Source organism: Pseudaminobacter sp. Soil_N_29, from assembly GCF_057656055.1.
On the sequence record NZ_JBDGLC010000009.1, the window covers coordinates 28,768 to 41,537 of the forward strand.

The following is a 12,770-nucleotide window of genomic DNA, read 5'->3' on the forward strand; positions in this document are numbered from 1 at the left end:
CTATGCAACCTCAACCGAAGTTGAGGTCAAGGCGAAATTTCCCCGACATCAGTCACCCTGCGGCGCCGAACCGTTTCTTAAAGAGTCTCGCATATGGCTCGGCGATCATGTGGAACTCCGGGGAGCAGTGCGTGCGCTTTTCCGCAGCAATGACGGCCGAGCGTTTTCTGCCGGCGCGGCTGGCGCTGCGCCTGCGGCCGCTGCTCAGCCAGATCGACGCCGTGCTGTTCTCCGCCGACGAACGCGGCGAGGCCGGCCGCATGTCGCTGATCGCCTTTGCCGTCCGCATCATCAGCGCCGTTATCGCCTTCGTCAGCCAGGTGCTTCTGGCGCGCTGGATGGGCGGATTCGAATACGGCATCTTCGTCCTGGTGTGGGTGACGATGATCATCGTCGGCAATCTGGCCTGCCTCGGCTTCCACACCTCCGTCATCCGCTACATCCCAGAATACCGCGAAAAGGGCATGCTGGCCGAACTGCGCGCCATGCTCGTCACCAGCCGGATTTTCTCGCTGGTTTCGGCCACGCTGATGGCCGGCCTTGGCGCGCTGGGCATCTGGCTCAGCGCCGACCTGATCGAGAGCTACTACGTCATTCCCTTCCTGCTCGGCGTCCTCTGCATGCCGATGATCGCGCTTTCGGACGTGCTGCAAGGCATTGCGCGAGCGCATTCCTGGGCGCTCTCGGCGCTGTCGCCCACCTATCTCACCCGTCCGGTCCTGATCCTCGTCTTCATGGCCGGCGCCGTGCTGCTCGACTATCCGCCCACGGCCACGACGGCAGTGTGCGCTGCGATCCTTGCCACCTACACTACGACGATCGCGCAGCTCGTCAGCGTCACCGGCCGGGTCGACGACAAGGTCGGTCCAGGCCCGCGCAAAACACATCTGCGGACCTGGTTGATCGTCTCGCTGCCGATCTTCCTGGTCGAGGGCTTCTTCTTCATGCTGACCAATGCCGACGTGCTGATGGTCGGCGTCTACATGGAGCCGCAGGACGTCGGGGTCTACTTCGCCACGGTGAAGACGCTGGCGCTGGTGCATTTTGTCTATTTCGCCGTCAAGGCCGGCGTGGCCCACCGCTACGCGCAGTTCACCCATGGCGATCCCGACCGCCTGGCAGCCTTTGCGCGCGAGACCGTGTCCTGGACGTTCTGGCCCTCGGTCGTGATGGCGCTGGCGGTGCTGGCGCTGGGGAAGCCGATGCTGATGCTGTTCGGTCCCGGCTTCGACGCCGGCTACCCGCTGCTTTTCCTGCTGACGCTGGGCGTGGTGGCCCGCGCGGCGGTCGGCCCCTGCGAGAGCCTGCTGACCATGAGCGGCAACCAGAACGTCTGCGCGCTGGTCTATGCGCTGACGCTTGCCATCAATGTCGGCCTGAACGTGCTGTTCATCCCGCAGTTCGGCCTATGGGGCGCCGCGATCGCCACCGTGGCGGCCATGGCCTTCGAGGCCAGCGCGCTGTCCTTCACCGTCTGGCGCAAGCTCGGCATCGTCATGGCCATCTTCATGCCGGCCACGCAAACACGGGGAGCCTGCTGATGGCAGCCATTCCGCTCATGGAGGAAACCAGCGGCAGCCCGGCCAGCACGATCGTTGCCGGCCTTGCCGGCTTTCCCGACCGCATCGCCGACCCCGCCCATGTGGAGCTTGCGGCAAACAGGCGGCCGCTCCGCCGTCTGGCCATCTATTCGGCTTCGGCCGGCTTCGATCTGGTCGAGGAACTGGACCACCTGAGCACGCGGGCAGTGGAATCCAACATCTTCTTCAACCCGCGCTTCCTGGCGCCTGCCATGCCCCGCCTGGAAGACCGCGAGGTGCGGCTGGCGGTGATCCGCGACGGCGACGAATATCGCAGCCGGCTGCGGCTGCTGGTGCCCTTTTCGGTGGAGCGACCGAGCATCCCGCTCGGCGTGCCGATCCTGCGCGCCTGGGCGAACCCGTTCGGCCCGCGCGGCACGCCGCTGCTGGACCGCGACGACCCCGAAGGCGTGGTCGAGGATTTTTTCGCCATGCTGGCGCGGCCACATCTGAAGCTGCCGAAGGTCTTCGTCGTGCCCGACATTTTGCTCGACGGGCCGGTCGCCGGCGTGCTGCGACGGGTGGCCGAAACACGCGGCCTGACGATGATAACCGCCAACGCGGCGGAGCGCCCGTTTCTGGAAAGCACTCTGGAGGGCGAAGACTATTTGCGGCAGTCGCTGCGTTCGCACCATTATCGCGAATTTCGGCGCCTGAAGCGGCGCCTGGCGGAGAATGGCAGGCTCGAGCATGTCGTGGCGCGCGGACAGGACGAGATCCGCGATGCTGTCGAAACGTTCCTGACGCTGGAAGCAGCCGGCTGGAAGGGCCGCCGGCGCACCGCCATGGCGATCGACCGTTATCGCGCCGCCTTCGCGCGCGAGGCCATGCACCGGCTGGCCGAGCGCGACCTGTGCCGGATCCACCTGTTGACGCTGAACGGCAAGGCCATCGCCTGCCTGATCGTCTTCATCGAAGCGGGCGTCGCCTATACTTGGAAGACCGCCTATGACGAATGGTACAGCGCCTATTCGCCCGGCACGCTCCTGATGATCGAGGTGACCAGGCAGCATCTCGACGATCCCAACATCATGGAGACCGATTCCTGCGCAGTGCCGGACCATCCGGTTATGAGCCGGCTTTGGTCGGAGCGGCGCGCTGTCGGCACCGTGCTGATCGGGCTCACCCCCGACGCCGACCGCGCCACCCGCCAGGCGGCCTCGCAGTTGCACCTCTACACCGAGACCCGCAACCTCGCGCGTTTGCTGCGCAACCGTATGCGCAGCCTGCTCAGGCGGGCGGATTGACGCCCATCACAACCCCGCCTCGCGCTTGGCGCGCTGGCGGAATATGCGGCGGATCACCTTGCCGCTGGTGGTCAGCGGCATGGAATCGACGAACTCCACCTCGCGCGGATATTCATGCGCCGAAAGCCGCTCGCGCACCCACAGCCTGATTTCGTCGGCCAGCGCAGCATCGCCGGCAAAACCGTCCTTCAGCACGACATAGGCCTTGACGATCTCGGTGCGTAGCGCGTCGGGCTTGCCCACGGCCGCAGCCAGCGCCACCGCCGGATGGCCGGTGAGGCAGTCCTCGATCTCGCCGGGGCCGATGCGGAAGCCGGCGGAGGTGATGACGTCGTCGTCACGGCCGAAGAAATGAAAGTAGCCGTCTGCGTCCTCCACGCCCTGGTCGCCAGTCGTCATCCAGCCGCCGATGAATTTCTTCGCGGTGGCATCCGGGTTTTGCCAGTATTCGAGGAACATCACCGGGTCCGGCCGCCGCACCGCGATCTGCCCGATCTCGCCGGCGGGAAGGCGGCGCCCCTCGCGATCGATGATCGCAATCCGATGCCCGGGAACCGGCCTGCCGATCGCGCCGCCGCGGCTCACGCCCAACACGGCGCAGGAAGACAGAACGAGATTGCATTCGGTCTGGCCGTAGAATTCGTTCACCGTCAGGCCAAGCTCGGCCCGTGCCCATTCATAGGTCTCGCGCCCCAGCGCCTCGCCGGCCGACCCCACGCTGCGCAGGCCGAGCCGGAAGCGCCTGCCTATGCCGGACACGCCTTTCAGCATCCTGAGCGCGGTGGGCGGGATGAAGGCGTTGCGCACCTGCATCTCCTCGACCAGGCCAAGGGCCGCCTCGGGATCGAACTTCTCGAAACGGCTCGCCACCACCGGCACGCCGAAATAGAGCGACGGCAGCAGCGCGTTGAGCAGGCCGCCGGCCCAGGCCCAGTCCGCCGGCGTCCACATCAGGTCGCCCGGCTGGGGCAGGAACTCATAGGCAATCTGCACGCCGGGCAAATGGCCCAGCAGCACGCGATGTCCGTGCAGGGCGCCCTTGGGCGGCCCGGTCGTGCCCGAGGTGAAGATCATCAGCGCCGGATCGTCGGAGGTCGTGTCCTCCGGAACGAACGAGGTCGGATGCCCGGCAAGCAGACGATGGAAGTCTTGCGCGCCGCGCTCGTCGCCATCGATGGAGACGATGTGCTCCAGCTCTTCGAGGCGCGCGGCAATGCCGGCGAGTTTGGCGCGACCGGCCGAATTGGTGACGACCAGTTTCACGCCGGCGGTCTGCAGGCGGTATTCCAGCGCATCCGCCCCGAACAGCAGCGCCAGCGGCACCGCAATGGCGCCAAGCTTGTAGATGGCGATGTGCGCGATCGCGGTTTCGAAGCATTGCGGCAGCAGCAGCGCCACACGGTCGCTGCGCGCGACGCCGAGTGCCCGCAGCGCATTGGCGAATGCGTTTGAGCGGGCCGAAAGCTCGCCATAGGTCAGCCGCGTGGCGTCGCCGTCGGCAGAATAGTCCAGCAAGGCCGTCCGGCTGGGATCGCGCGCGGCCCAGCGGTCGGCCACTGCGACGCCGATATTGAAACGTTCCGGGATGTTCCAGCGGAAATCGCGGTGGAGGCTCTCGTAGTCGTCGCGCCGTTCGAGCAAGAGTGGACCCTTGTTGCGCCCGAGGAAACGGGCAGGAGCAAGGGCTGGAATAAGGCTGCGGGGGGCACGACGTCAACGCGGAAGCTTCCCCAGTGCCGAAACAAAGGCCTGGCGCAGGAAGAGCCGCCTCCCTGAGAAAGGAGGTCTTCCTGCAACCAGGCCTTCACGCCGGCGCGGGGGACGGGCGCGGGCGGGAACAGGGCCGTTAGCGGCCAGCCCTGTTCCATAGGCGATCAACGAAAGAGGCCGGGCCAGAGCGGCTGCACCTCGTATGAGCAATTGAGATAGGCGTCGAATACTCCGCCCGGACCATAGGCACCGCAGAACCAGGGGCCACTGCCGTTTCTATCCCTATGGAAATGAGCGAATACATGCGGAGGCTTCTCCGGCTTCGGCGGTTTCGGCGGTTTCGGAGGCTTCGGCGGCTTTGGCGGCTTGGGCGGCTTCGGAGGCTTCGGGGGCTTTGGCGGCTTGTGATGGCCGTTGCCATTGCCGTTGTTGTTTCCGTTGCCGGAACCCGAATTGTTGTTGCCGTTATTGTTTCCGTTATTGGAACCGGTATTTCCATTGCCGTTGTCGTTTCCGTTGCCGGAACCCGAATTGTTGTTGCCGTTGTCGTTGCCGTTGTTGGAGCCGGTATTGTCGTTGCCGTTTCCGTTTCCGTTGTCGGAACCGGTGTTGTTGTTGCCGTTGCCATTTCCATTGTTGGAACCGGCATTGCCGTTGCCGTTGTCGTTGCCGTTATAACTGCCGACATTGAAATTGCCGTTGTTGTTCCCGTTGTTGGAACCGGTATTTCCATTGCCGTTGTTATTGCCGTTATAACTGCCAACGTTGCCGTTGCCGTTTCCGTTGCCGTTCCCCGCGGAATGGACAACGCCAAGAAGTGGCGAGGACAGATACAGAGCCGACGCCAGGAATAGCGGCGCACTCTGTATCACAACCGGGATCCTTTTCATCTTCGCCTCCTTATTTTTCAGAGGTTTTTATTTTCTTTTACCTGTTGCGATTTCCGTTGTTGTTTCCGTTGTATGACCCTGTGTTACCGTTACCGTTGCCGTTGCCGCCGTTCAGGTTGCCGTTGAACATGCCGACGTTGCGGTTGCCGTTGCCGTTGCCGCTGTTCAGGTTGCCGTTGAAGGCACCGACGTTGCGGTTGCCGTTGCCGTCGCCGCCGTTAAGGTTGCCGTTGAACGAGCCGACGTTGCGGTTGCCGTTGCCGTCGCCGCTGTTGAGGTTGCCGTTGAAGGCACCGACGTTGCCGTTGCCGTTGCCGGTGCCACCGTTCAGGTTGCCGTTGAAGGCGCCAACGTTGTTGTTGCCGCTGGTGGAAGAGGCGTTGAGATTGCCGTTGAAGGCGCCAATGTTGCCGTTGCCGCCGTTGAAGGCGCCGATGCTGCCGGTGCCGGTGTTGCCGTAGCCGTAGCTGTCCGAGAAGCTCACGGAATAGCTGCGATCGCCGGTGTTGACGGTTACTGCCTGGGCCGCCTCAAGAGGCAGCAGGCAGCAAAAGGCAACAGCGATGCCTGCGAACGGTGCTTTCAAGTAGCTCATGTCATTTCTCCCAAACTGATGCGCCCGGCCAATGCCGCAGCGTCGAAAAACTGAACAAATTCAATGGCTGGAGGGGTCGGTGCCCGGATGGACAACAACCCCGCCAGGGCATGGCCTCAGTTGTTGTTGCCGCTCAGGTTGCCGTTGAACCAGCCGCTGTTGAACAGCCCGTTGATGTTGCCGTTCACGTTGGAGTTGTTGCGGTTACCGTTCAGGTTGCCGTTGAACCAACCACTGTCGAGGATGCCGTTCACGTTGCCATTGATGCTGCCGCGATTGCGGTTGCCGTTCAGATTGCCGTTGAACGAGCCGCTGTTGGCGATGCCGTTCAGATTGCCGTTGATATGGCCGCGGTTGCGATTGCCGTTCAGGTTGCCGTTGAACCAGCCACTGTTGAGGATGCCGTTCGCGTTGCCATTGATGTTGCCGCGGTTGCGGTTGCCGTTCAGGTTGCCGTTGAACGAGCCGCTGTTGCCGATGCCGTTTGCGTTGCCGTTGACATCGCCGCGGTTGCGGTTGCCGTTCAGGTTGCCGTTGAACGAGCCGCTGTTGGCGATGCCGTTGCCGTTGCCGTTGCCGTCGCCGCGGTTGCGGTTGCCGTTCAGGTTGCCGTTGAACGAGCCGCCATTGGCGATGCCGTTGCCGTTGCCGTTGCCGTCGCCACGGTTGCGGTTGCCGTTCAGGTTGCCGTTGAACGAGCCGCCGTTGTCGATGCCGTTGCCGTTGCCGTTGCCGTCGCCACGGTTGCGGTTGCCGTTCAGATTGCCGTTGTAAGAGCCGGCATTGTTGAGGCCGTTGGCGTTGCCGTTGCCGGAACCGCGGTTGCGGTTGCCGTTCAGGTTGCCGTTGTAGGAACCAGCGTTGCCGATGCCGTTGAGGTTGCCGTTGTCGTTGCCGCGGTTGTTGTTGCCGTTCGTGTTGCCATTGCTGTTGCCGGCATTGGCATTGCCGTTCGCATTGCCGTTGTTGTTGCCGGTGTTGCCGTTGCCGTTGCCGTTGCCATTGTCGCTGCCGGCATTGTCGTTGCCGTTGCCGTTGCCGTTGTCGTTGCCGGTGTTACCGTTACCGTTGCCGTTACCGTTGTCCGACCCGGTGTTGTTATTGCCGTTGGCGTTACCGTTGTTGTTGCCGGTATTACCGTTACCATTGCCATTGCCGTTCCCCCCGGCTGCCGCCAGAGCCGTCATGGCGAGAAGTGCTGTCGTGGCGAGGAAGAGCTTCTTCATTTCAGTTTCCCTTCGTTGACAAGATCAATTATCCGATTTCGAAAATGAAAATTGCCACGCGAGACTTCGCTGAACGAAGAAACGCCCGCAATTCGTCAATGCTTGCTTGTCACCCGAAGAATAACAATTCAGGGTTATCACATTTATTTGTAGGGTTACCTGGCAATGCTATAGGTATTTTCCCATAATCCGCGTCGGGAAAAACCTGACAGGTTAACTTGGATTAAATGAATTAGTAGATTATAGTTTAATCTGTCGTCACATCCGGTATTTCGGTGCTAAAAACGGGACAATCCTCAAATTGCCTTGTTTGCACGAATAAGTGACCTGACCGAGACTAGGACACAGACGGGCGGAGGGCGCTCAAAATCCGAACGGTCGTCGGGGATCGAACGTTTCTTCCGCGATCGACCTTCAGCATCGAAGCCATTGGCGCGTCACGCCGCCGAAGGAAAGAGAGTGCCGAAAGTGTCGCAGCCCTTCCACTTTCAAGACCTCGCCCATGTGGTCGCCGCGCGAAATCTCGGCAACCGCCAAAAGGTGCTCGCCAGCCTGACCCTGACCATCGGCTTCACGGTCCTGGTCACCAAGATCATCTGGGTGAGCCTGCTTACGCCCACCTACCGCCACTACAACCAGGAAGACTGGCTGCTGATCTTCACGCTCTCGCTGATCATGCTGCTGGTCTTCGCACTGGTAAGGTCGGCGGGTCGGGTGGCGCAAGCGGAAGCCGAGTGGCTGGCCGTGCATCAGGCGCTGCAGGAAAGCCGCGCCCATTTGCAAGCCGTGGTCAAGAACCTGCCCGTGGGCGTGGCCGTGGCCGAGGCGTCCACCCATCGAATCGTGCTGAGCAACGACCAGTTCCGGCACCTGTGGCGGCTTCCCGATCTGGTGTCCGAAGACGTCGCCGGCAGAGACGACTACCGGGGATATTACCCCGACGGCCGCCCCTACGGACTGCGCGACTGGCCGCTGATCCGCGCGCTCGAGGAGGGCGAAATCACCCATAACGAGGAGATCTGGATCAAGCGCGGGGATGGCACCCGCGGCTGCCTCTCCGCCAACGCCGCTCCGATACGCGACGAGGACGGCCGCATCAGCGCCGCTGTGGTGGCCTTCACCGACATAACCGACCGCAAGGCGGCGGACGCGGATCGGGACCAGCTCACCCGCCGGCTGCTCAAGGCCCAGGAAGAAGAGCGGCTGCGCATTGCCCGCGAGCTTCACGACCAGCTGGGCCAGGACCTGACGGCCCTGTCGCTCGGCCTGAAGAGCCTTGAGCCGGTGCTTCGGGCGCAAGGCAAGCAGGCTCAGCTCAATGAATTGCGCGCCACGGTCGACCAGATGAGCGTCGAGGTGCACAGCACAGCCTCGTCGCTGCGCCCGACCTCGCTCAGTGATCTGGGCTTGCGCCAGGCACTCAGCTGCCTGGTCAGCTCATGGGCCAGCCGGCTCGGCATCACGGCCGATGCGCATCTCGAAGTGTTAGACGAACAGCTCAGCGAGGAGGACCAGGTGGTCATCTACCGCGTGGTGCAGGAGGCGCTGACCAATGTTGCCAAGCATTCCGGCGCCAATTCGGTCAGCGTGACGGTGCAGTGGGTCGGGGGCGGGGTGCGCGTCGCCATCGAGGACGATGGCCGCGGCTTCGATCCCGCGAGCGACGCGACCAAGCGATCGGACGGGCTTGGCCTGTCGGGCATGCGCGAGCGACTTGCGCTTGCAGGCGGCAATCTCAGCGTCGAGACCGCGCCCGGGCGGGGCACCACCGTCTACGCCGCGCTCCCCTCGCCGTCCCCCAATGTGGAGGCCGTGTCATGAACAAGCCGCCCTCTCCCAGACGTGTGTTTCTCGTGGACGATCATCCCGTGGTGCTGGCCGGCGTCAAATCCATGGTGGAGGCGCAGCGAGACCTGAAGGTGGTCGGCTGGGCAAGCGACGCCGAAAGCGCCATCCAGGGCATCAGTGAAACGGATCCGAACATGGCGGTGGTCGACGTGTCCCTGCCCGGAACAAACGGCGTGCTGCTGATCGAGCGGTTGCGGCAGGAGTTTCCACAGGTGGCGGCGCTGGCGCTGACCGTCCATGAGGATTCGGCTTATGTTCACCAGCTGCTGCAGGCCGGCGCCCGCGGCTTCATTCTCAAGCGTTCCGCCGCGGAGGAGCTGATCCATGCCATCCGCTCGGTTCTGGCCGGCGGCATCTATATCGACCCGGTCATGGCCGCCAAGGTGCTCAGCGTGCCCAAGACGAATGCCGCCAGCTCCGAAGCGCTGAGCGAACGCGAGATCGCCGTGGTCAAGCTGGTGGCCAAGGGCTACAGCAACAAGGAAGTTTCGGCGCAGCTTTCGTTGAGCGTCAAGACCATCGAGACCTACCGCGCCAGGGCCGCCGAGAAGCTGGGCCTGCGGACACGGGCCGCACTGGTGCGCTATGCGACACTGGAGGGCTGGATGGTCGAATAGCACCGGCCGGCCGCGCCTTACGCGCCGGCCCCGGGTCGCCGCGATCTAGTGCCGGGCTCCATGTTCCACGACCTCGGCGGCCTGCTCGGCCTTCTCGGCCGCGCTTTCGCACAGCTTCCTGAACTTCTCCACTTCCTCGGCAGTCAGGTGCTCGATGCCGATGAAGCGGTTGCGCCCCTCGCTGACGCGTATCAACTCGTCCAGCTTGGCCTGGATGGCGGCACCGTCGCGGTTCTGCGTGTTCTGGATCAGAAACACCATCAGGAACGTCACGATCGTGGTTCCGGTGTTGATGATGAGCTGCCAGGTGTCGGAAAAGCCCATGAGCGGCCCGGTGGCCGCCCAAACCAGGATGGTTCCGCAGCACAGGAGGAAGGTGGAGGGCATGCCTGCGGCCCGTGCCACGTTGTTGGCAATGCTTGTGAAGGCTCTTTTCATCGGCGTCTATGAGGCTCCCCGGTGATAGCCTGCAAGCAACGCCAACTCGGTGCGGATTGTTCCCGGCGGACCCTGGGTCGCGGACCCTAGACGCTCGGCGTGGCCGCCTCCATGTCCATCGGCGCGCTGCTCGCCACCCGCAGCGGGCGCAGCGTCGGCCCCGTCGGGTCCCTGGTCAGGTGCAGCACGCGCGTGAAGAAATGACGGTCCTGGTTGCCGCGGCCGATGTTGATGATGGCCGAACCCTGCAGCCTGGTTTCGAGCATCGACAGGAGCCGTTGGCGCGAATCGGCTTCCAGTGCCTCAAGCGCTCCATCGATGACCACCCAGTGCGGCCTGTGCAGGCCAAGACGCGCGAAGGCCAGCATCCGCTGCTCGTCGTCGCTGAGCTCCCGATCCCAGCGCGAAACGCGATCGAGCGAACCGACGAGCCGTTCCAGCCCGACCTCGGTCAGGACGGCAGCCAGGTCCGCATCCGGGAACGTATCCGAGCGGCGCGGATAGGACAGGACCTCGCGCAGCGAACCGGGCGAGAAATAGGGCCGCAGCGGCACGAAGGTAGGCGGGCCGCCGACCGGAAGGCCGACGCGGCCCTTGCCCCATGGCCAAAGACCGGCCATCGCCCGGAAGAACATGGTCTTGCCAACCCCGCGCTCGCCGCTCAGCAGCACGCGGTCGCCGGGACATATCTCGACATGGGCTTCGGACAGCATCGTGCAGGCACTCGGCGATATCACCTCGACGCGGTCGAAGGTCAGCCGGTCGTCTTCGTTCCTCACGTAATCGATCCGCTTTTCGACCTCATGCTGTTCGTCGGTCTTCAGCAGCCCAGCCCGGAACGCCGCGACGCGCAGCAAGGTGGCGCGCCAGTCGGCGATGCCGCCGATATTGTCGATGAACCAGCGCAAGGACGCATGCACCTGGTTGAACGCGCCCACGGCCATCATCAGCCCGCCGAAGCTGATATTGCCGGCGAAATAGATCGGCGAGGCGATGATGATGGGGGCAACGACGGTGATCCAGCCATAGCCGGCGGTGACCCAGGTCAGCCTGGTCAGCGCGTTGAGGATCTTCCACATCGCCTCCAGCACCGCGCCAAGGTCCAGCTCCAGCCGGCGCTTTTCGTCGGCCTCGCCCGCCCCCAGCGATATGGCGTCGATATGTTCGTTGACGCGCATCAGCGAAAATCTCAGCTCGGCCTCGCGCGCATAGCGTTCGACATTGAGCTTGATCAGCGGGCGCCCGACAAGCCAGCTCAGCCACGAGGCCGTTCCCGAATAGAGAAGGGCCGCCCAGACCATGTAGCCGGGAATGACGAAGCTGTGGCCCATGACGTGGAATACGAAACCCGAAGACAGGCCCCACAGCACGCTCACGAAGATTGCCAGGAGCACTGTCGCCTGCAGGAGCCCGACGCCAAGGTCGGTGGTGAGTTCGCTGAGATGGCGCGCATCCTCGTGCACCCGCTGGTCGGGGTTGACCCCGATCGCGCCGGCATTGGCCAGGCGGAACGCCCGGCGCGGCCGCATCCATTCATTGATCAGGTCGCGCGTCAGCCCTTCGCGCAGCCTCAGCCGGAGATTCTGGTTGAGCCAGGTCTGGGCCACGTTGAGCAGCAGCAGGAAGATCGCGATCACCGCGAAGACCGCCAGCTGGTGCAGAAATTCCTTCAGGTCACGCCGCTCCAGTGCGTCGTAGAAGGGCCGGTTCCACCTGTTGAGCTGGACCTGGCCGTATCCGGTGGTCATCACCGTGACCACCATCGCCACGCCCAGGCTGAAAAGCGAGTTGCGAACCGGCGATTTGACGAACGCCCCCCACATCAACGCGAGCTGATTGCGCAGACTTTCCTCGTCACCCGCCGGCGGTGGGTTCTGCGGCGTGACCTGTGCCTGATCCGCCATGGCATGGATCCCTTTTTTGGGTTTGCGCCCTCCCTTGAAAATATAGTGCGCCTGCAGGGGCGCTTCCGTCCATCGCCCGCCGGCATCAGCCACTTGCAGGAATTGCAGACCGCCACATGTCTGACAAAATCCGACTAGCTCTATAGGACGGCCCCAACACGGAAGGCGCGCCATGCGATCCAGCAGCTACACTCCGTCGCAAAAGCTCCTGCACTGGCTGATCTTTCTTCTTGTGATCGGGCTCTACGCCCTCACCTATGGCGAAGACATCTTTCCGCGGGGCGATCCGAGAAGAGACACGGCCTGGTGGCTGCACATCTCCTTCGGGCTCGCGCTGTTCGGTCTCGTCGCGGTCCGGGTTGCGATGCGCCTGGCGTACGGCGCGCCCGAGCTTCCCGCATCGATGAGCGAACTGGAACGCAAGCTCGCCAAGGTGGCGCATCTTGCGCTTTACCTGCTTCTCGTCGCCATTCCCGTTCTGGGCATATGGCTCACCTGGCTCAGGGGCGATGCTTTGACCTTCTTCGGATGGTTTACCGTGCCCTCGCCCGTGACGCCCGACAGGGAGCTTGCTCGCACCATCAAGGAAGTGCATGGCGTGTTGGCCAACATCATCCTTGCGGTGGTGGCCCTGCATGCGGCCGCCGCTTTGCTGCACCATTTCGTCCGCAAGGACGATGTGCTGAAGAGAATGCTGCCACGCGGCTAGGCCGCG

General features: G+C 63.5%; 11 protein-coding genes. 6 read left to right on the forward strand and 5 right to left on the reverse strand.

The genetic code is table 11. The features are described 5' to 3' along the window. The first annotated feature begins 131 nt into the window (after positions 1-131). Positions 132-1,541: a lipopolysaccharide biosynthesis protein gene (locus tag AC3A4H_RS19205; protein ID WP_487768139.1), complete on the forward strand. Its 1,410-nt coding sequence runs from the start codon at positions 132-134 to the stop codon at positions 1,539-1,541. Continuing rightward, positions 1,541-2,827, forward strand: coding sequence for a GNAT family N-acetyltransferase (locus AC3A4H_RS19210; RefSeq protein ID WP_487768140.1), 1,287 nt, complete (start codon positions 1,541-1,543; stop codon positions 2,825-2,827). Before AC3A4H_RS19205 ends, AC3A4H_RS19210 begins: the two co-directional genes overlap by 1 nt. 6 nt (positions 2,828-2,833) lie before the next feature. Here AC3A4H_RS19210 and AC3A4H_RS19215 read toward each other — a convergent pair whose 3' ends face one another. Beyond that, positions 2,834-4,468, reverse strand: a complete 1,635-nt coding sequence (locus AC3A4H_RS19215; RefSeq protein WP_487768141.1) for an AMP-binding protein — start codon at positions 4,466-4,468, stop codon at positions 2,834-2,836. 476 nt (positions 4,469-4,944) lie between these two features. Between AC3A4H_RS19215 and AC3A4H_RS19220 the strand changes: the two genes are divergently transcribed. Next, positions 4,945-5,391: a hypothetical protein gene (locus AC3A4H_RS19220; RefSeq protein ID WP_487768142.1), complete on the forward strand. Its 447-nt coding sequence runs from the start codon at positions 4,945-4,947 to the stop codon at positions 5,389-5,391. A 73-nt stretch (positions 5,392-5,464) separates the two neighbouring features. Here the strand turns inward: AC3A4H_RS19220 and AC3A4H_RS19225 are convergent, their stop codons facing one another. After that, the gene (locus AC3A4H_RS19225; RefSeq protein WP_348780405.1) at positions 5,465-6,022 is read right to left on the reverse strand and encodes a hypothetical protein; all 558 of its coding nucleotides are present in this window, start codon (positions 6,020-6,022) and stop codon (positions 5,465-5,467) included. A 116-nt stretch (positions 6,023-6,138) separates the two neighbouring features. Continuing rightward, positions 6,139-7,248 carry a hypothetical protein gene (locus tag AC3A4H_RS19230; RefSeq protein ID WP_487768143.1) on the reverse strand — a complete coding sequence of 370 codons (1,110 nt, stop codon included), beginning with the start codon at positions 7,246-7,248 and terminating at the stop codon, positions 6,139-6,141. 459 nt (positions 7,249-7,707) lie between these two features. Here AC3A4H_RS19230 and AC3A4H_RS19235 point away from each other — a divergent pair, with 459 nt between their 5' ends. Together AC3A4H_RS19235 and AC3A4H_RS19240 are read left to right on the forward strand one after the other, a co-directional pair. Beyond that, positions 7,708-9,069, forward strand: coding sequence for a PAS domain-containing sensor histidine kinase (locus tag AC3A4H_RS19235; protein ID WP_487768144.1), 1,362 nt, complete (start codon positions 7,708-7,710; stop codon positions 9,067-9,069). Further along, entirely contained in the window at positions 9,066-9,713 is a 648-nt protein-coding gene (locus AC3A4H_RS19240; protein ID WP_487768145.1) for a response regulator, read from the forward strand. Before AC3A4H_RS19235 ends, AC3A4H_RS19240 begins: the two co-directional genes overlap by 4 nt. A 45-nt stretch (positions 9,714-9,758) precedes the next feature. Here AC3A4H_RS19240 and AC3A4H_RS19245 read toward each other — a convergent pair whose 3' ends face one another. Both AC3A4H_RS19245 and AC3A4H_RS19250 read right to left on the reverse strand, forming a co-directional pair. Further along, entirely contained in the window at positions 9,759-10,151 is a 393-nt protein-coding gene (locus tag AC3A4H_RS19245; RefSeq protein WP_348780401.1) for a low affinity iron permease family protein, read from the reverse strand. 86 nt (positions 10,152-10,237) lie between these two features. Further along, entirely contained in the window at positions 10,238-12,055 is a 1,818-nt protein-coding gene (locus AC3A4H_RS19250; RefSeq protein WP_487768146.1) for an ABC transporter ATP-binding protein/permease, read from the reverse strand. A gap of 172 nt (positions 12,056-12,227) precedes the next feature. Between AC3A4H_RS19250 and AC3A4H_RS19255 the strand changes: the two genes are divergently transcribed. After that, positions 12,228-12,764: a cytochrome b gene (locus AC3A4H_RS19255; protein WP_487768147.1), complete on the forward strand. Its 537-nt coding sequence runs from the start codon at positions 12,228-12,230 to the stop codon at positions 12,762-12,764. Positions 12,765-12,770: the final 6 nt, after the last annotated feature.